At 63.0% G+C, this 18,393-nt stretch carries 19 protein-coding genes; 12 read left to right on the forward strand and 7 right to left on the reverse strand.

Annotated features, from left to right (window positions below; all coding sequences use genetic code 11):
* Nucleotides 1-150: 150 nt before the first annotated feature.
* A complete protein-coding gene (locus tag QCE49_RS00115; RefSeq protein ID WP_004189550.1) occupies nucleotides 151-1,194 on the reverse strand; it encodes a rod shape-determining protein in 1,044 nt (347 codons plus the stop codon).
* Between the two features lie 376 nt (nucleotides 1,195-1,570).
* Between QCE49_RS00115 and gatC the strand changes: the two genes are divergently transcribed.
* From gatC to QCE49_RS00140, 5 genes are all read left to right on the forward strand, one after another.
* A complete protein-coding gene (gatC, locus tag QCE49_RS00120) occupies nucleotides 1,571-1,870 on the forward strand; it encodes an Asp-tRNA(Asn)/Glu-tRNA(Gln) amidotransferase subunit GatC (RefSeq protein ID WP_008352020.1) in 300 nt (99 codons plus the stop codon).
* A gap of 56 nt (nucleotides 1,871-1,926) precedes the next feature.
* On the forward strand, nucleotides 1,927-3,432 hold the full coding sequence (gene gatA, locus QCE49_RS00125; protein ID WP_175979709.1) for an Asp-tRNA(Asn)/Glu-tRNA(Gln) amidotransferase subunit GatA: 1,506 nt from the start codon (nucleotides 1,927-1,929) through the stop codon (nucleotides 3,430-3,432).
* A 2-nt stretch (nucleotides 3,433-3,434) separates the two neighbouring features.
* Nucleotides 3,435-4,904 (forward strand): Asp-tRNA(Asn)/Glu-tRNA(Gln) amidotransferase subunit GatB, encoded by a 1,470-nt coding sequence (gene gatB, locus QCE49_RS00130; RefSeq protein WP_250435423.1) that lies wholly within the window; start codon nucleotides 3,435-3,437, stop codon nucleotides 4,902-4,904.
* A gap of 77 nt (nucleotides 4,905-4,981) precedes the next feature.
* On the forward strand, nucleotides 4,982-5,821 hold the full coding sequence (locus tag QCE49_RS00135; RefSeq protein ID WP_175979711.1) for a PPK2 family polyphosphate kinase: 840 nt from the start codon (nucleotides 4,982-4,984) through the stop codon (nucleotides 5,819-5,821).
* Between the two features lie 21 nt (nucleotides 5,822-5,842).
* The gene (locus QCE49_RS00140; RefSeq protein WP_008352012.1) at nucleotides 5,843-6,628 is read left to right on the forward strand and encodes an exodeoxyribonuclease III; all 786 of its coding nucleotides are present in this window, start codon (nucleotides 5,843-5,845) and stop codon (nucleotides 6,626-6,628) included.
* Nucleotide 6,629: 1 nt separating this feature from the next.
* Here QCE49_RS00140 and QCE49_RS00145 read toward each other — a convergent pair whose 3' ends face one another.
* The 4 genes from QCE49_RS00145 to QCE49_RS00160 are packed head-to-tail and all read right to left on the reverse strand — an operon-like array spanning nucleotide 6,630 to nucleotide 10,623.
* On the reverse strand, nucleotides 6,630-7,544 hold the full coding sequence (locus QCE49_RS00145; RefSeq protein WP_250435426.1) for a M48 family metallopeptidase: 915 nt from the start codon (nucleotides 7,542-7,544) through the stop codon (nucleotides 6,630-6,632).
* Nucleotides 7,541-8,827 (reverse strand): AmpG family muropeptide MFS transporter, encoded by a 1,287-nt coding sequence (locus QCE49_RS00150; RefSeq protein WP_008352007.1) that lies wholly within the window; start codon nucleotides 8,825-8,827, stop codon nucleotides 7,541-7,543. Before QCE49_RS00150 ends, QCE49_RS00145 begins: the two co-directional genes overlap by 4 nt.
* A 45-nt stretch (nucleotides 8,828-8,872) precedes the next feature.
* The gene (metW, locus tag QCE49_RS00155) at nucleotides 8,873-9,481 is read right to left on the reverse strand and encodes a methionine biosynthesis protein MetW (protein ID WP_008352006.1); all 609 of its coding nucleotides are present in this window, start codon (nucleotides 9,479-9,481) and stop codon (nucleotides 8,873-8,875) included.
* The gene (locus QCE49_RS00160; protein WP_008352005.1) at nucleotides 9,478-10,623 is read right to left on the reverse strand and encodes a homoserine O-acetyltransferase; all 1,146 of its coding nucleotides are present in this window, start codon (nucleotides 10,621-10,623) and stop codon (nucleotides 9,478-9,480) included. The genes metW and QCE49_RS00160 overlap by 4 nt, the downstream gene beginning before the upstream one ends.
* 304 nt (nucleotides 10,624-10,927) lie before the next feature.
* Here QCE49_RS00160 and QCE49_RS00165 point away from each other — a divergent pair, with 304 nt between their 5' ends.
* Together QCE49_RS00165 and QCE49_RS00170 are read left to right on the forward strand one after the other, a co-directional pair.
* Nucleotides 10,928-11,209, forward strand: coding sequence for a type II toxin-antitoxin system Phd/YefM family antitoxin (locus QCE49_RS00165; protein ID WP_034470337.1), 282 nt, complete (start codon nucleotides 10,928-10,930; stop codon nucleotides 11,207-11,209).
* Complete coding sequence (locus QCE49_RS00170) at nucleotides 11,206-11,526, forward strand: type II toxin-antitoxin system RelE/ParE family toxin (protein WP_008352003.1); 321 nt, start codon at nucleotides 11,206-11,208, stop codon at nucleotides 11,524-11,526. The genes QCE49_RS00165 and QCE49_RS00170 overlap by 4 nt, the downstream gene beginning before the upstream one ends.
* Here QCE49_RS00170 and QCE49_RS00175 read toward each other — a convergent pair.
* Both QCE49_RS00175 and argB read right to left on the reverse strand, forming a co-directional pair.
* Nucleotides 11,512-12,264, reverse strand: a complete 753-nt coding sequence (locus tag QCE49_RS00175) for a pyrimidine 5'-nucleotidase (RefSeq protein ID WP_008352002.1) — start codon at nucleotides 12,262-12,264, stop codon at nucleotides 11,512-11,514. The genes QCE49_RS00170 and QCE49_RS00175 overlap by 15 nt on opposite strands.
* A 61-nt stretch (nucleotides 12,265-12,325) precedes the next feature.
* Nucleotides 12,326-13,225 carry an acetylglutamate kinase gene (gene argB, locus QCE49_RS00180; RefSeq protein WP_008352001.1) on the reverse strand — a complete coding sequence of 300 codons (900 nt, stop codon included), beginning with the start codon at nucleotides 13,223-13,225 and terminating at the stop codon, nucleotides 12,326-12,328.
* 144 nt (nucleotides 13,226-13,369) lie between these two features.
* On the opposite strand from argB, the gene QCE49_RS00185 reads away from it, so the two are divergent.
* The 5 genes from QCE49_RS00185 to QCE49_RS00205 form a co-directional block, all read left to right on the forward strand.
* On the forward strand, nucleotides 13,370-13,591 hold the full coding sequence (locus QCE49_RS00185; RefSeq protein WP_008352000.1) for a cysteine-rich CWC family protein: 222 nt from the start codon (nucleotides 13,370-13,372) through the stop codon (nucleotides 13,589-13,591).
* A gap of 108 nt (nucleotides 13,592-13,699) precedes the next feature.
* Nucleotides 13,700-14,998, forward strand: a complete 1,299-nt coding sequence (locus QCE49_RS00190; RefSeq protein ID WP_008351999.1) for an ATP-binding protein — start codon at nucleotides 13,700-13,702, stop codon at nucleotides 14,996-14,998.
* A 45-nt stretch (nucleotides 14,999-15,043) separates the two neighbouring features.
* Nucleotides 15,044-15,586: a response regulator transcription factor gene (locus QCE49_RS00195; protein ID WP_008351997.1), complete on the forward strand. Its 543-nt coding sequence runs from the start codon at nucleotides 15,044-15,046 to the stop codon at nucleotides 15,584-15,586.
* A 442-nt stretch (nucleotides 15,587-16,028) separates the two neighbouring features.
* A complete protein-coding gene (locus QCE49_RS00200; protein WP_250456655.1) occupies nucleotides 16,029-17,606 on the forward strand; it encodes a methyl-accepting chemotaxis protein in 1,578 nt (525 codons plus the stop codon).
* Nucleotides 17,607-17,751: 145 nt separating this feature from the next.
* Nucleotides 17,752-18,393 (forward strand): solute carrier family 23 protein (locus tag QCE49_RS00205; RefSeq protein ID WP_309805611.1); only part of this gene is annotated, 642 nt, incomplete at its 3' end.

The following is an 18,393-nucleotide window of genomic DNA, read 5'->3' on the forward strand; positions in this document are numbered from 1 at the left end:
CTGCAGGTCACTTCGCCGGCGGCGAAACCTGCCCTACGCTGTTCCGACAACGGCCCGGACAGAGGCCGGGCCGTGCGCGCGTCGCGTTACGCGGGTGCTTGCAAGCGTGCTTCGGCGTTGCGTCGATATCCGGACGCCCGAAGCAGCAGATCACTCGTACGAGAAGATGCTGCCGAGCTTGTCCATGCGCTCGAGCGCCATGCCCGAGCCACGCACCACGCAAGTCAGCGGATCTTCGGCGACGAGCACCGGCAGGCCGGTTTCTTCCGCGAGCAGGCGGTCGAGATCGCGCAGGAGCGCGCCGCCGCCCGTCAGCATCATGCCGCGCTCCGCGATGTCCGCGCCGAGTTCCGGCGGCGTCTGTTCGAGCGCGATCTTCACCGACGACACGATCTGGTTCAGCGGGTCGGTCAGCGCTTCGAGAATTTCATTGCTCGAAATGGTGAAGCTGCGCGGAATGCCTTCCGACAGATTGCGGCCCTTGACTTCCATTTCCTTCACTTCGGAGCCGGGGAACGCCGAGCCGATTTCCTTCTTGATGGCTTCGGCTGTTTGCTCGCCGATCAGCATGCCGTAGTTGCGGCGGATGTAGTTGACGATGGCCTCGTCGAACTTGTCGCCGCCGACGCGCACCGAGCCCTTGTACACGATGCCGCCCAGCGAGATGACGCCGACTTCCGTCGTGCCGCCGCCGATGTCGACGACCATCGAGCCCGTTGCTTCCGAAACCGGCAGGCCCGCGCCGATTGCCGCGGCCATCGGCTCTTCGATCAGATAGACCTGCGAGGCGCCCGCGCCGTGTGCCGCTTCCTTGATCGCGCGGCGCTCGACTTGAGTGGAGCCGCACGGCACGCAGATGATGATGCGCGGCGACGGCGAGAACATGCGGGATTCGTGAGCGGTCTTGATGAACTGCTTGATCATCTGCTCGGTGACGGTGAAGTCGGCGATCACGCCGTCCTTCATCGGGCGAATGGCCTCGATGTTGCCCGGCACTTTACCGAGCATCTGCTTGGCTTCCTTGCCGACCGCCTGAATGGTCTTCTTGCCGTTGGGGCCGCCTTCCTGGCGAATCGAAACGACCGAGGGTTCGTCGAGGACGATGCCCTTGCCGCGCATGTAGATCAGCGTGTTGGCGGTGCCGAGGTCAATCGCCAGGTCGTTGGAGAAATAGCTGCGCAAAAAACCGAACATTCAAAAATCCTGTCTCGCTGGGTGGCCGTTCGTCGCGAGGAGCGCCGGGGACGGCAGCGGAAAAAATAACGGTTTGCCGGGGCGGCGAACGCTCGCCGGGAAGGGCAAATCCGGGAAGAAATCTACTGCAGAACGGAACGCTGGACGCAAACGTTTCTCGGAATCCATCAAATGCGGGAGAAAGCCGCCGACAAGCCGTTCCAGAGGTGAGTCGAACGTGTAATGATACCTTATAATTTGTGGGTATCTATAGGAAAAGGATGGCAGTTTTTGCCATCGCCAGACCTGTTTCCGAGGGCTCCTTTCAAGATCGCAACTGGCTGCTGCAGCGAAAGTTTTCGAGATTGAGGCTGTCCACGCTTTCTCCGGTGAATCCATGTCTTTGACCCTGACCGACGTAAAACGCATCGCGCACCTCGCGCGGCTCGAATTGCCCGACCACGAAGCCGAGCCCACGCTCACGCGGCTCAACGATTTTTTCGGTCTCGTCGAGCAGATGCAGGCCGTCGACACGACCGGCATCGAACCGCTCGCGCACCCGATCGAGCAGATCGAGGAAGTCGCGCTGCGTCTGCGTGACGACGCTGTCTCAGAGCGTGTCGAACGCGAAGAGTTCCAGCGTTGCGCGCCCGCCGTGCAAGACGGACTCTATCTCGTGCCCAAAGTCATCGAATAAGCATCAAACATTCAGCGTCAGCGCGTGATTCAGACCGCGCTCATCAGGAAACTGCAATGCATCAGAAAAGCTTGACCGAACTGCGCGCCGCGCTCGACTCGAAGGAAGTATCCGCGGTCGAACTGGCGCAGTCGTATCTGCGGCGCATCGAGGGCGCGAAGGAACTGAACGCGTTCATCGGCGTCGACGCCGCGCTCACGCTCGAACAGGCGAAAGCCGCCGACGCGCTCATCGGCGAAGGCCGCGCGGGCGCGCTCACCGGCTTGCCGATCGCGCACAAGGACGTCTTCGTCACGCGCGGCTGGACATCGACCGCCGGCTCGCACATGCTCGAAAACTATTCGAGTCCGTTCGATGCGACCGTCGTCGATCGCCTCGCGAACGCCGGTATGGTCACGCTCGGCAAGACCAACATGGACGAGTTCGCGATGGGCTCGTCCAACGAGAATTCGTACTTCGGCGCGGTGAAGAATCCGTGGGATATGAAGGCCGTGCCGGGCGGTTCGTCGGGCGGTTCGGCTGCTGCCGTGGCCGCGCGTCTCGCGCCCGCCGCGACCGGCACGGACACCGGCGGCTCCATCCGCCAGCCCGCTTCGTTCACCGGCATCACCGGCATCAAACCGACGTATGGCCGCGTTTCGCGTTATGGAATGATCGCGTTCGCGTCGTCGCTGGATCAGGGCGGCCCGATGGCGCAAACGGCGCACGACTGCGCGCTGCTCCTGAACGCGATGGGCGGCTTCGACGAGCGCGATTCCACGAGCCTTGAACGCGAGAACGAAGACTACACGCGCTATCTCGGCAAGACGTGGAACGGCAGCGATGATGCCGGCCAGCCGCTGAAGGGCCTGCGCATCGGCATGCCGAAGGAGTATTTCGGCGCGGGTCTCGCCGACGACGTGCGCGCGTCCATCGACGCCGCATTGAAGCAATACGAAGCGCTCGGCGCGACGCTCGTCGAAGTGTCGCTGCCGAAGACCGAGCTTTCGATTCCCGTGTACTACATCATCGCGCCGGCGGAGGCATCGTCGAATCTGTCGCGCTTCGATGGCGTGCGCTACGGGCATCGCGCGGCCGAGTACCGCGATCTGCTCGACATGTACAAGAAGTCGCGCGCGGAAGGCTTCGGGCCGGAAGTGAAGCGGCGGATTCTCGTCGGCACGTACGTGTTGTCGCACGGTTATTACGACGCGTACTACCTGCAGGCGCAGAAGATTCGCCGCATCATCGCGCGCGATTTCCAGGAAGCGTTCAAGCAGTGCGACGTCATCATGGGACCGGTCGCGCCGTCGGTCGCGTGGAATCTCGGCGAGAAGGCCGACGATCCCGTGCAGATGTATCTCGCCGATATCTACACGCTTTCCGTGAGCCTCGCGGGCCTGCCCGGCATGAGCGTGCCGTGCGGTTTCGGCGCGGGCGCGAATGCGAATCGGCCGGTCGGTCTGCAGATCATCGGCAACTATTTCAACGAAGCCCGGATGCTCCAGGTCGCCGACGCTTATCAGCGCGCGACCGACTGGCACCGCAAGGCACCTGCATCGGCATTGGCATCGGGAGTGTGAACATGCAGTGGGAAGTCGTCATCGGTCTGGAAACGCACGCGCAGCTTTCCACCGTCTCCAAGATTTTTTCCGGCGCGCCCACGCAGTTCGGCGCGAGCCCGAATTCGCAGGCGAGTCCCGTCGATCTCGCGTTGCCCGGCGTGTTGCCTGTGATGAACCGCGGCGCCGTCGAGCGCGCGATCCGCTTCGGTCTCGCGATCGGTTCGCACATCGCGCCGCGCAGCATCTTCGCGCGCAAGAACTACTTCTATCCGGATCTTCCGAAGGGCTATCAGATCAGCCAGTACGAGATTCCGGTCGTGCAGGGCGGGCAGATCACGATTCAGGTGCCGGCCAACGAGAAGGCGGGCAAGGAAGCGTACGAGAAGACCATCAACCTGACGCGCGCGCACCTCGAAGAGGACGCAGGCAAGTCGCTGCACGAAGACTTCGCGGGCATGACGGGCATCGACCTGAACCGCGCGGGCACGCCGCTGCTCGAAATCGTCACTGAGCCGGAAATGCGCAGCGCCGCGGAAGCGGTCGCGTATGCGAAGGCACTGCACGGTCTCGTCGTGTGGCTCGGCATCTGCGACGGCAACATGCAGGAAGGCTCGTTCCGTTGCGACGCGAACGTCTCGGTGCGCCCGGTCGGCCAAAAGGAATTCGGCACGCGCGCCGAGATCAAGAACTTGAACTCGTTCCGCTTTCTCGAAGAAGCGATCCAGTACGAAGTGCGCCGTCAGATCGAGCTGATCGAAGACGGCGGCACGGTGGTTCAGGAAACGCGTCTTTATGACCCGGACAAGCGCGAAACGCGTTCGATGCGCAGCAAGGAAGACGCGCACGATTACCGCTATTTTCCCGATCCCGATCTGATGCCGCTCGTGATCGATGCATCGTGGATCGATCGCGTGAAGGGCGAGATGCCCGAGCTGCCGGCGGACATGCAGAAGCGTTTCGTCGACACGTACGGTTTGACGCCGTATGACGCGGGCGTGCTGACATCGTCGAAGGCGATGGCGTCCTACTTCGAAGCGCTCGTGCAGAAGGCGGGCGCGGCCCAGGCGAAGATCGCCGCGAACTGGATGATGGGCGACGTCTCCGCGCAACTGAATCGCGAATCGCTCGATATCAGCGAATCGCCGGTATCGGCCGCGCAGCTCGCGCTCATCATTCAGCGCATCGCCGATGGCACCATCTCCAACAAGATCGCGAAGGACATTTTCCAGACGATCTGGGAAGAGAAGGCGACCGACGAGGCCGCCGCGGATCGCATCATCGACGCGAAGGGTTTGAAGCAGATTTCCGACACCGGCGCGCTCGAAGCGATCATCGACGAGGTGCTTGCGGCAAACCAGAAGTCGGTCGAGGAATTCCGCGCGGGCAAGGAGAAGGCGTTCAACGCGCTGATCGGCCAGGCGATGAAGGCGACCAAGGGCAAGGCGAATCCGCAGCAGGTGAACGAGCTTTTGAAGAAGAAACTCGGCTGATTGTTTCGGTGCGTGAAAGACAGGGCCGTTGCCGGTTAAGCTAGGCGACGGCCTTTCTTTTTGGTGATCACAAAAATATGGCAAAAAAACCCGAACTCGACGACTTCCGTGTGCCTTTCTTCGACGCCGGCAAGAAGCGCAAGCCATTCGACCTGAGCGCGATCGATCCGTCCGCGAAGCCGTTTTCCAGCGGCACGAAGGACATCGACCGCGAGCGTCTCACGGCGATCGGCGTGCAGCTCGACGATCTTCAGGAGAAACTGCACGCGCAGCGCCGCCGGCGCGTGCTGCTCGTGCTGCAGGGCATGGACACGAGCGGCAAGGACGGCACGGTGCGCGCGGTGTTTCACGATGTCGATCCGCTCGGCTTGCGCATCGTGCCGTTTCGCGCGCCGTCCGAGCGCGAGGCCGCGCACGATTTTCTGTGGCGCGTGCACGCGCAGGCGCCGATGGCCGGCGAATTCGCGATCTTCAACCGCAGTCACTACGAAGACGTGCTCGTGCCGCGCGTGCTGAAGTCGATCGATGCCGACGAATGCGAACGGCGTTATCGGCATATTCGCGAATTCGAGGCGCTGCTCGCTGACAGCGGCACCACCATCGTCAAATGCTTCCTGCACATTTCGAAGGACGAGCAGCGCGAGCGACTGCAGGCGCGCATCGACGATCCGACGAAACACTGGAAGTTCGACGTCTCCGATCTCGAAGCGCGCAAGCAATGGGACGACTATCAGGCCGCATACGCCGACGCGCTCGCGGCGACATCGACGGATTACGCGCCTTGGTACATCATTCCGGGCAATTCGAAGACGCATCGCAACGTGATGGTCGCAGAGCTGCTGTTGCGCACGATGCAGGACATGAAGCTCGAATTCCCGCCGGCGAAAGAATCGCTGAAGGGCGTGAAGGTCGAATAATCAAGATCAAAAAGGAAGAACATGTTTCGCGTGATAACCGCCAATCTCAACGGCATCCGTTCGGCCGCCAAGAAAGGTTTCTTCGACTGGTTCGGAGAGCAGAAATCCGACGTCGTGTGCGTTCAGGAAATCAAATGCTCGCAGGACGATCTGACGCCGGAATTTCTCGCGCCGCACGGTTTCCAGGGCTATTTCCAGCACGCGGTGAAGAAGGGCTACAGCGGCGCCGGTCTGTACACGCGCCACGAACCGGATGACGTGATCATCGGCTTCGGTTCGGAAGAGTTCGATCCGGAAGGGCGCTATGTCGAAGCGCGTTTCGGCAAGTTGTCGGTCGTTTCGGTGTATGTGCCGTCGGGTTCGAGCGGCGACGAGCGTCAGCAGGCGAAGTATCGCTTCATGGACGAGTTCATGCCGCATCTGGACGCGCTTTCGAAGGAGCGCGAAGTCATCCTGTGCGGCGATGTGAATATCGTGCACAAGGAAATCGACATCAAGAACTGGAAGAGCAACCAGAAGAATTCCGGTTGTTTGCCCGAAGAACGCGCGTGGCTCACGAAGCTTTTCGACGACGTCGGTTATGTCGATGTATTCCGCACGCTCGATCAGCGTCCCGAGCAATATACGTGGTGGAGCAATCGCGGCCAGGCGTATGCGAAGAACGTCGGGTGGCGTATCGATTATCAGATCGCGACGAAGGAAGTCGCCGCGACCGCGAAGAAGACGTCGATTTTCCGGGATATCAAGTTCAGCGACCACGCGCCGCTGACGATCGATTACGACTGGAAGATCGCGAAGAAGAAGTGAGCTAGCGCCCGCTCTTCTTGAACCGCCCCATTCCCGCGTAATTCGGCAACTGATCGATGGTCTTGCCGACCGCCTTCGCATAGAGCGGCATCATGTCCGGCATGCGTTTGAGCAGATCCTGCCGGCGATCCGGCCCGTACGGATGCAGCCAGATGAAGCCATCGTCCGCGCGGCGCGTGCCCGAATCGATCTTGTTCCACAACGTGACGGCCGCGCGCGGATCGTAGCCCGCGCGCGACGCGATCTCGCTGCCGATCACGTCGGCTTCGGTTTCGTCGGCGGGGGAATAGCGCATCGTCAGCAGTTCATCGCCGATATCGGGCTGCTGCGACGCGTAATTCGAAAAGCCGAAAAGCTGCGGCATGCCGTTCGACGAGAGCTGCGCCGCCTGCTGCCGCCCGAGCCGCTCGCGCGCATGTTCGCGCAACGCGTGCGCGATTTCATGGCCGATCATCATGCCGATCTCGTTGTCGTTCAGATGCAGCTTGTCGATCAGCCCGCTGTACACGACGATCTTCCCGCCCGGCAGGCAGACCATGCGCTCGTCGGCCGACTTGATGACGTTGATCTCCCACTTCCAGCTCTTCGCGCGATCGTTCCACTTGAGCGCGAACGGAATCTCGTGATTCGCGATATCGCGCACGCGTTTGACGAGCGGGTTGGTATCGGGGAGCAGCGTCTTGTTGCGCTCGGCATCGTGGATGACCTGCGCGTATTCGTCGGCGGCCTGCGCTTCGAGCGTCGCGGGCGCAATCAAGTTGCGAAACAGCGCCGTATTGCCGAAACGGATCTGGTTGTTCGGTGCGGAGTACGGCGGCGGCGTCTTTTGTTCGTCCTGGGCATGCGCGGACGAAGGCGCGAGCGACGCCCATGTCCATGCGCAAACCAAGGCGCGAAGCTTGAAAGAAACCGTCATCGTCGAATTCTCCAGGGCGCGATCTTGGGCAACAGTAACATGCCCGGAATGGACAGCGCGACGCAGATCATGAAGTACGGAAACCAGCCGGTTTCATTCACGATGTAGCCGCTGCCCGCCGCCGCGAAGGTGCGCGGCACGGCCGCGAGGCTCGTGAAGAGCGCGAATTGCGTCGCGGTGTAGCGCGGGTCGGTCGTGCTCGCGATATACGCCGTGAAGGTCGCGAGCGTGAGACCCGTCGCGAAGGTTTCGAAGCCGTACAGCACGCCGAGCGCGAACGGCGACGGCCCGATCTTCGCGAGCCATGCGAAGCCGAGCGTCGCGACGATCTGCAGAATGCCGAAGATCCACAATCCGCGCGCAATGCCGATCTTCACGAGCGCGATGCCGCCGAGCAAGCCGCCCGCGATGCTCGCCCAGAACGCGACCGCTTTCGCGATCACGCCGATCTGCGCGAGCGAGAATCCGACGTCGATGAAGAACTTCGTCGCGAGCGCGGTGGCCATCGTATCGCCGAGCTTGTACAGGAAGATGAAACTGAGCACGAGCAGCGCCGCGCGCCAGCCGTCACGCGTGACGAACTCGTGAAAGGGCTCGACGATCGCCTCGCGCAGATTTTTCGGCGGCGCGCCATGAATCTGCGGCTCCTTCACGACGAGCGTCATGATGAGTCCCGGCAGCATGAACGCGGCCGTGATCAGAAAGACGCTTTTCCACGGCAGGACGGTCGCGAGAATCAGCGACAGCGAACCGGGCACGAGTCCCGCGACCTTATATGCGTTGACGTGCACCGCGTTGCCGAGCCCTTGTTCGGTGTCGGCGAGGAGCTCGCGGCGATAGGCATCGATGACGATATCCTGACTCGCGCTGAAGAACGCGACGAGCGCGGCGATCGCGGCGACGGCCCAGAGATTCTGCTCGGGCGAGAAGAAGCCGAACGAGCCGATCGCGATCATCACGAGCACTTGCGTGACGAACATCCAGCCGCGCCGCCTGCCCGGACTCCAGCCGGGAAAGCGCGGAATGAAACGGTCCATCAGCGGCGACCAGACGAATTTCCACGTGTACGGAAGTCCGATCAGCGCGAAGAGACCGATCTCCTTGACGTTGATGTGCGCGGTCGTGAGCCACGCCTGCAACAGGCTATAAAGCGTGAAGAGCGGCAATCCGGACGTAAAGCCGAGAAAGACGCAAATGAGGATGCGCTTGTTGAGGAACGCGCGCCATCCGGGATGATCTTCGTGAGCAGTTAGAGCGGGCGCCTCGTGTGGCGTATCGGGCATGTCAGATAACGGGCAGTTGTCGATGCGGGAACCCGCCGGTCGATGTTACCGGCGCTTCACGCGATAGACCGCAAGACTACCACGCCAGTTCGCGCCCCAACGGACCGACTGCCCGCCGTGCAGCACCACGCGATCCAGAATCTCGATGCCCACTTCCGGCGCGAGCGCCTCGAAGTCCTTGATCGTGAGCACGCGCACGTTCGGCGTGTTGTGCCATTGATAAGGCAGCGATTTCGACACCGGCATGCGTCCCTGAATCACCGAAAGCCGATGCTGCCAGTAACCGAAATTCGGAAACGACACAATGCATTCGCGTCCGACGCGCACCGTTTCGCGCAGGATCGCGGCGGTCTGATGGATCGTCTGCAGCGTCTGCGAGAGGATCGCGAAGTCGAAGCTGTCGTCTTCGAAGAGACGCAAGCCGTCTTCGAGATTCTGCTGGATCACGTTCACGCCTTTTTGCGCGCACGCGAGCACGCCGGCATCGTTGATTTCGATGCCGTAGCCCTTCACTTCCAGTTCTTCACCGAGCAGCGACAGCAGCGAACCGTCGCCGCAGCCGAGATCGAGCACCGTCGAGCGCGGTTCGACCCAGCGGGCGATCGCGCGAAAGTCCGAGCGCAGCGCGAGGGAATCGAGAGTGTGCTGGTTCATGCGCCGATCTCCGTGGCAATGCGTTCGTAGTAGGCGCGCATCAGATTGTGATAGCGCGCGTCGTCGAGCAGGAAGGCGTCGTGGCCGTGCGGCGCGTCGATTTCCGCGTAGCTCACCGTGCGCTTGTTGTCGAGCAGCGCCTTCACGATCTCGCGCGAGCGCGCCGGCGCGAAACGCCAGTCGGTCGTAAAGCTGGTGATGAGATATTTCGCCGATGTATTGGCGAGCGCTTTCGTTAGATCGCCGTCGAAGGCTTTCGCGGGATCGAAATAATCGAGCGCGCGCGTGATGAGCAGATACGTGTTCGCATCGAAGTATTCGGCGAACTTGTCGGCCTGATAGCGCAGATACGACTCCACTTCGAATTCGACATCGAAATTGAAGTTGTACGCGTCGAGCGCGCCTTCGGCACGGCGCAGCGCGCGGCCGAATTTCACGGCCATGTCGTCGTCCGACAGATACGTGATGTGGCCGATCATCCGCGCGACGCGCAAGCCGCGGCGCGGCTTCACGCCGTGCGCGTAGTAATCGCCGCCGTGGAAGTCGGGGTCCGAGAGGATCGCGGAGCGCGCCGTCTCGTTGAACGCGATGTTCTGTGCGGACAGCTTCGGCGTCGACGCCACCACGATGCAATGCGCGAGCCGCTCCGGATACATCATGCTCCACGCGAGCGCCTGCATGCCGCCCAAGCTGCCGCCCATCACGGCCGCGAAGCGCTCGATACCGAAGCGGTCCGCGAGACGCGCCTGCGCGTTCACCCAGTCCTCGACGGTGACGACGGGAAAGCTCGCGCCATACGGTTTTCCGGTTGCGCCGTCGATGCTCATCGGTCCGGTCGAGCCGAAACACGAGCCGAGATTGTTCACGCCGATGACGAAGAAGCGGTTCGTGTCGAGCGGCTTGCCGGGGCCGACCATGTTGTCCCACCAGCCGACGTTCTTCGGGTTATCGGCGTGAATGCCGGCGACGTGATGCGACGCGTTCAGCGCATGGCACACGAGCACGGCGTTCGAGCGCGCGGCGTTCAGTTCGCCATAGGTTTCGACGACGAGTTCGTAGTCGCCGAGCGACGAGCCGTTCTGCATCCGCAGCGGCTCGGTGAAGCGCATTGTTTGGGGAGTGACGATGCCGATCGATTCCATTCATTCCGCCTTTGACCTGGCGGCTAAACGGTGTCGGCGATGCGCTGCCTGAGAAATCGAGCGCGGCTGACGACCTCTTTAGCCGCATTTATAGTGAACCCCGCGAAAGATCACTGAGGTTCGCGCGCCCGCAATCGAGTCAGCAAATCGGCGCACTGTTCATGTTCGAGAAAATCTCGTTAGCGGGGAAGTATAGCGGAAAACGTCATAACGCCGTCAATAATGCCGCCATCTGCCGCGCCTTGGATGCGGCCCGCTTTAGCGTCTATATTGTCTAATCGCCTCGTCGTCCCGAGGAAAGGACATGAAACCGAGCCGGGTCAGACCGCTCAGTCACCTGAAGAGCCGCGCGGCCGAGATGATCCGCAATATCGTCGAGAGCCGCGAGCCGATGCTCATCACGCAGAACGGTGAAGGCAGGGTCGTCGTGCAGGATGTGCAGTCCTATGAAGACCTGCATCAGACGCTTGCCTTGCTGAAGATTCTCGCGATGGGACAGAAGACCATCGAAGCCGGCCACTGCGTGAGCGCCGGCGATGTCTTCGCCGAGATCGAGCGCATGGACCGCGAGGAAGGCTTCAAATGAAGACCGTTTTCCTGGATCCGGTGCGTCGGGATCTGCAGGATTTCCGGCGCTATGTCATCAACAAGTTCGGCGGCACGGCGTGGGCCGCTACGCGCAACAAGTTCGCGGAAACCATTGCCGAGATCGAAGCCGCGCCGCGCAACGGCTCGACGCCGCCCGAGCTCGTCGACTTTCGCATGTCGGGCTATTACGAAGTGCCGAGCGGCACGAACCGCATCATCTACAAGGTCGATGGCGACACGATTTACGTGCATCTCGTCGTCGATGCACGCTCGGACCTCGAAGACATACTCGCGCGCCGCTTATTTCGGATGTAGCGGCAATCGGCGCGATTGCGTCAGCGCGCGCAGCGAGCGCACCGTGCGATCCACATAGTGCGGCCGCCCGGAACCGGGCTTGCGAATCGACAGCCCGCCGTTCGACGTTTTCGCGACCGGCAGATGTCCGACGATCCACACGGTGCGAATCCCGAGCCGCCGATACGACTTCAGATGCCCGCGCGTGTCCTCGACGAGAATCGCGTCCTCGAGACGCACGTGCGCGCGGCGCATCGCGTGGCGGAGCATCGGCGCATCCGGCTTGGCGCGCCAATGGTGGCCGCTGCGCATGTCTTCGATGGCAATCACGCGCTCGAACAACTTCGCGATGCCCAGTTCCGCGAGCACCGTGCGCGCGTAGAGCGTCGGCGCGTTGGTGAGCACGATCTTGCGTCCGGGCAGCGCGCGCAGCATGCGCGTGAGGCCGCGTTCGGCGCGCAGCATCGACGCAAGATCGGGAAACGTGTGCACCTCGTGCAGGAAGTCGGCGGCATCGACGCCGTGATGCCGCACGAGCCCGAGCAGCGTCGCGCCGTAACGCACGGTATAGCCGACGCGCAGCCGGTTCGCCTCGTCGACGTCGACGTTCAGGCGATCCATGATGTACTGCGTCATGCCGCGATTGATCGCCGGAAACACCGCGTGCGACGCGTGATGCAGCGTGTTGTCGAGATCGAAGAGCCAGACGGGGCCGCGCGTCTTGACGCGGCGTCGGCGGGAAATGCGTTGCGCGGTCATCGTGCGCCGTTATCGTAAGAACGCCCGCGCGAAGGCGGGCGTCTTTAGCAAGGGAACGAGCTCAATGCGAGCGGATCATCGTGCCGAACGGCTGCTCGGTCAGGATTTCGAGCAGCACCGAATGTTCGATGCGGCCATCGATGATGTGCACCGAGCGCACGCCGCTCTTCGCGGCATCCAGCGCGGACGAAATCTTCGGCAGCATGCCGCCGGAGATGGTGCCGTCGGCGAAGAGGGCGTCGATCTCGCGCGCGGAAAGATCGGTGAGCAGATTGCCTTCCTTGTCCATCACGCCGGGGATGTTCGTCATCATGACGAGCTTCTCCGCGTTCAGGACGACGGCGAGCTTGCCCGCGACGAGGTCCGCGTTGATGTTGTACGAGAGGCCGTCTTCGCCGAAGCCGATCGGTGAAATGACCGGGATGAACGCGTCGTCCTGCAGCGCCTTGACGACCGCCGGATTGATCGCCTCGACCTCGCCGACCTGACCGATGTCGATGAACTGGCCCGGATTGTCGCGGTCCGGCATCATCAGCTTGCGCGCGTGGATCAGGCCGCCGTCCTTGCCGGTCAGACCGACCGCGTGGCCGCCGAAGTGATTGATGAGCGTGACGATATCCTGCTGCACTTCGCCGCCGAGCACCCACTCGACGACTTCCATCGTCTCTTCGTCGGTGACGCGCATGCCTTGAATGAAGGTGCCCTGCTTGCCGATCTTCTTCAGCGCCTGATCGATCTGAGGGCCGCCGCCATGCACGATCACCGGATTGATGCCGACGAGCTTCAGCAGAATGACGTCGCGCGCGAAGCCCTGCTTCAGGCGCTCTTCGGTCATGGCATTGCCGCCGTATTTGATCACGACCGTCTTGCCGTGATACTGACGGATGTAGGGCAGCGCCTCGGCCAGGATTTCAGCCTTCAGGGTCGGCGCGATTTGCGTGAGGTCGGGTAGCTCGGACATGGCGGCAAATGAGGCGAGGAGCGTTTAAACACGCCGAATTGTACAGGACCGACGCTCCGCGGCAGGACGAATTGCCGCGGTCGCGCCACGTTTTCCGGCGGGCGTTCCGGCGTGCGATCATCGTTTCGGCAGATTGATGACAAGATGATGAACCCATCCACGGAAACGAACGAACGCGAAGCGCCGGGCGCGCAGGTTTGCGAACGCTGCGGCGCGACGTTTCGCTGCGGCGCGCTCGCGGGCGATGCGTCCTGCTGGTGCGCGTCGCTGCCCGCGTTGCCGCTGGATCGATTGCGGCCCGGCATTCGTTGTCTGTGTCCCGCGTGTCTCACAACGGAAGCCGGGCGCGGCACGACTTCCAGTTAGCAGAGCGCGTGCCGAGGTGCGACAAATCGCGCCAGATGTCGCAGCAGGCGGGATGCAAACGGGATAATGTCGCACGGAGCGCGCACGCGCTAACACGCACTCAATCAGATGCATCGCATAACCAACACCGGACGGGTCAATCTCGGTCATCTTTTCTGGCTTCGCTCGCTCGCGATCATCGGCCAGCTGACGACCATCGCCGTCGTCCAGATATTCTTCGGCGCGAAGCTTCCGCTGCCCGCGATGCTGCTCGTCATCGCGCTCGAAATGGTCTTCAACGGCCTCACGTGGATGCGCGTCGCGCGGGCGCGTCCGGAAACCAATCTCGAACTGTTCGGGCAGATGCTCGTCGACCTCGGCGCGCTGTCGGCGCTGCTGTTCCTGTCCGGCGGCGCGACCAATCCGTTCGTCACGCTTTATCTGCCGTCGCTCGCGATCGCCGCCGCCGTCCTGCCGTGGACGATGATGACCTGCCTCGCGCTCTTCGCCGTCACCTGTTACGCGCTGCTTAGTTACAACTATGTGCCGCTCAACATCGAGAATCCGGCCAATCTGTTTGATTATTTCCGCACGGGCCTGTGGGTCAACTTCATGGTGAGCGTCGTGCTGATCGGCTGGTTCGTCGCGCGCATGTCGCGGGCGCTGCGCGTGCGCGACGCCGCGCTTGCCGACGCGCAGCAGCGTCATCTTCGCGATGAGCGGGCCGTCGCGCTCGGCGTGCAGGCGGCGACCGTCGCGCACGAAATGGGCACGCCGCTTTCGACCATCGCGATGCTGTCGGAGGAATTGCGCGATTCCGCCGCGCACGACAAGAACCTCGCACCCTACGCGGCCGATTTCGAATTGCTCGAACAGCAGATGGCTTTGTGCACGTCCGCGCTCGCGCGCCTGCGCAGCCGCGCGACCGGGCCGTCGAGCCGCCAGGCGCTCGACGAGTGGCTGTCGAGTTTCATCGAGCAATGGCGTCTGCGGCATCCGCAGGTGAAATTCGCGCAAATCGACCGGACGCCCGCGGATGCATCGATCGACGATGCCGTCGCCGTCGGACAGATTTTGACGATCCTGCTCGACAACGCCGCGCGCGCGAGCAGCGAATCGGTGACGCTGCAGGCGTCGGCGGAAACCGTCGACGAACTGGATTACGTGCGCTTCGACGTGTGCGACCGCGGTCCGGGCATTCCCGCCGCGCTGCGCGGCACGCTGGGCGCCGGACCGGTGGACAGCACGCAGGGCGGACACGGCGTCGGGTTATATCTGGCGTTCGCGGCGGCGGCGCGGCTCGCAGGTTCGATCGAACTGATCGACGGCAAGCCGCGCGGCACGTGCGCCGTGTTGCGCCTGCCGAATCGCGGCGCGGTGGCGGCGCCCGCGCAGACGGCAAGAACTGAACGAAGCGGCGCGGCCTGAACTCGAACTCAGGCGCACGCGAGCGGCATTTTGGAGAAGAAACACATGAGCGATACCAACTTCCTGATCATCGACGACGATGAAGTCTTTGCCGGCATTCTCGCCCGCGGCCTGACACGGCGCGGTTTCACGCCGCATCAGGCACACAATGCGGACGAAGCGCTGAAGCTCGCCAACCAGCACAAATTCGGCATGATCACCGTCGATCTTCACTTGGGCAACGATTCCGGCCTGCGCCTCGTCGCGCCGCTGCGCGACCTGCAACCGGACGCGCGCATTCTCGTGCTGACCGGCTACGCGAGCATCGCGACGGCCGTGCAGGCGGTGAAGGACGGCGCGGACAACTATCTCGCGAAACCGGCGAACGTCGAATCGATTCTTTCCGCGCTGCACGAGCAGGCGAGCGAGCAGACGGCCGAAGAGGCGATCGAGAACCCGACGCTGCTTTCGGTCGCGCGGCTCGAATGGGAGCACATCCAGCGCGCGCTGGCGGAGAACAACGGCAATATTTCCGCGACGGCGCGCGCGCTCAACATGCATCGGCGCACGCTGCAGCGCAAATTGGCGAAGAAACCGGTGCGGCAGTAAGGCGGATGACGCCCGAGGAACTCGGGCGTCGGTTCGATATCGATGCGTTCGAAAATCGCATCGACGAAAACGGGCGCCCAAAAAAAAGAACCGCCCAAGCCGGGTGCCAAGGGCGGAAATCGGAGAGTTGCAACGACATGCGCGTACATGGAACACGCATGGACAAAGCATACGTTGCAGCGTTGGGCGCCCAAATCAGAAAATTCCCAATTAGGAATTTGCTTAGGTTGTCTGCTACTTAGCAGCAATTTGCGGATTTCTTTCGGACGAGCTTTCGCAGTTCTTTCGTCCTCGTTTCAGCGTCCATTTCGCCGGCGTTATCTCCTTCATACGCGCTCAAGAATTTTGCAGCGAGCGCCGTAAAGCCACTCTGTGCGCGAACCGAAGTTTGCGCCGCGCCGTCCGCGGGCGTCGTCCGCGGGGCGTGAAAGAGGAGACTTCGATGAAATGGTTTGACCGCCTGTCCGTGCTCAGCAAGCTTTTGCTGTCTTTCGCGGTCGTGATTCTGTTCACTGCGTGCGTGGGCGCCACCGGCGTGGTTTCGCTCTCGAAGATGAACTTCCTGATTGAGGAAATCGGCGACCGTCACATGGACGGCCTCTATTGGGTCGAGGAAATCAACAAGCACAAGCTCAACACGGATCTCGCCGCCGCCAACCTCACTTTCGCCGACGATGCCGGCAAGGAAAAGCTGAAGGAAGGCATGGCCGGATCGCTCGACAGCATGCACCGCGCGTTCGAGCGCATGCGCCCGACGATGCGCTCGGCAGAAAGCCTCGCGCTCTACGATGCGGCCAGCAAGTCCGTCGCCGCGTGGGAAGACATCGTGCTGATGCAGATGGGCAAGAAAGCGATGCCCGTCGACGTCGATCAGATGGGCCTCATCGCGCGCGCGATCGCCGCGAGCGAGAAGGCGCGCGAATCGCTTGAGCGTCTCGCCGACTTCAAGCGCAAGCGCGCGACCGAGGCGCGCAGCAGCGCGGCATCGGAGTATGAAACGATGCGCGTCGTGATGCTCGCGCTCGTGTTCGGCGCGATGGTCGCGGGCGCGTTGCTCGCGGTGCTGATCGGGCGGCGTCTGTCGGCGCAACTCGGCGGCGAGCCGGCGTACGCGGCGGATATCGCCGACCGCATCGCGCGCGGCGATCTGGCGACGCGCGTCGCCACGCGTCCCGGCGACGACAGCAGCATGCTCGCGAGCCTCGGCAACATGAGCGCGAAGCTCGCGGACATCGTCGGCGGGATTCGGCATTCGAGCGATTCGATCCTGTACGCATCGCGCGAAATCGCGCAGGGCAACACCGATCTGTCGCAGCGCACGGAAGAGCAGGCGGCATCGCTGGAAGAGACGGCGTCGAGCATGGAGCAGCTCACGCAGACCGTGCGGCAGAACGCGAGCAACGCGGACGAAGCGAGCGGGCTCGCGCGCGGCGCGTCGGATGTATCGGCGCGCGGCAGCGAGCTCGTGGGCGAGGTCGTCGACAACATGCGCGAACTGGCGTCGGGCTCGAAGCGCATGACGGACATCATCGCGGTGATCGAGGGCATCGCGTTCCAGACCAACATACTCGCGCTGAACGCGGCCGTGGAAGCGGCGCGCGCCGGCGAGGAAGGGCGCGGCTTCGCGGTGGTCGCGGGCGAAGTGCGCTCGCTCGCGCAGCGGAGCGCGACGTCGGCGAAGGAAATCAAGGAGCTGATCGAAGCGTCGACGGCGCGCGTGGACAGCGGCGCGGCGCTCGCCGAGCGTGCCGGCGCGACGATGGCCGAAGTCACGCAGGCCGTGCAGCGCGTGACGGACATCATGGCGCAGATTTCGTCGGCATCGCATGAGCAGAGCGCGGGCATCGAGCAGGTGAATCGTGCGGTCGCGCAGATGGACGAGGTGACGCAGCAGAACGCGGCGCTCGTCGAACAGGCCGCCGCCGCGGCGGGCGCGATGGCCGATCAGGCCGAGCAATTGAAGAGCGCGGTCGCGGTTTTCGAGCTGGAGCGCGACGTCTCCGGCGCGGGAAAAGTGTGACGCGTCGCGGGCATGCGACGGCCAAACGGTCGTAATATCGGCTCGCTTGCCACCCGAGAGCCCGCTCCGTACACTCGCGCCTGATTTTTTCAGATCGAGCGCGCCGCACGGAGCGGCGCCTCACCGCCGCCAAGGAGCCCCGCCGATGTCCGATTCCTATTTCCCGCGCTGGCCGGTCCAGCCGGACGCCCAGGAGGGTCGCGTCGTCGGGCCCGACCAGCGCCTCGCCTGGCCGCAGATGATCGCGATGGGCGTTCAGCACGTCGTCGCGATGTTCGGCTCGACCGTGCTCGCGCCGCTCTTGATGGGCTTCGATCCCAATCTGTGCATCTTCATGTCGGGCATCGGCACCTTGCTGTTTTTCGTGCTGGTCGGCGGGCGCGTGCCGAGTTATCTCGGTTCGAGCTTCGCGTTCATCGGTCTCGTGATCGCGGTGACGGGATACAGCGGTCACGGCCCGAACCTGAACATACCGGTGGCGCTCGGCGGGATCATTGCGTGCGGCGTGGCTTACACGATCATCGGATTGATCGTTGCGGCGGTCGGCACGAAGTGGATCGAAGCGCTGATGCCGCCGGTCGTGACGGGCGCGATCGTCTGCGTGATCGGGCTGAATCTCGCGCCGATCGCGGTGAAAGGCGTGATGGGCAGCAGCTTCGAATCGTGGATGGCGCTCGTCACCGTGCTGTGCGTGGGCGGCGTCGCGGTGTTCGCGCGCGGGATGGCGCAGCGGCTGCTGATCCTGATCGGTCTCTCGATCGCGTACCTTATTTACGCGGTGCTGACC

This window comes from Caballeronia sp. LZ008 (assembly GCF_031451435.1).
GTDB lineage: Bacteria > Pseudomonadota > Gammaproteobacteria > Burkholderiales > Burkholderiaceae > Caballeronia > Caballeronia zhejiangensis.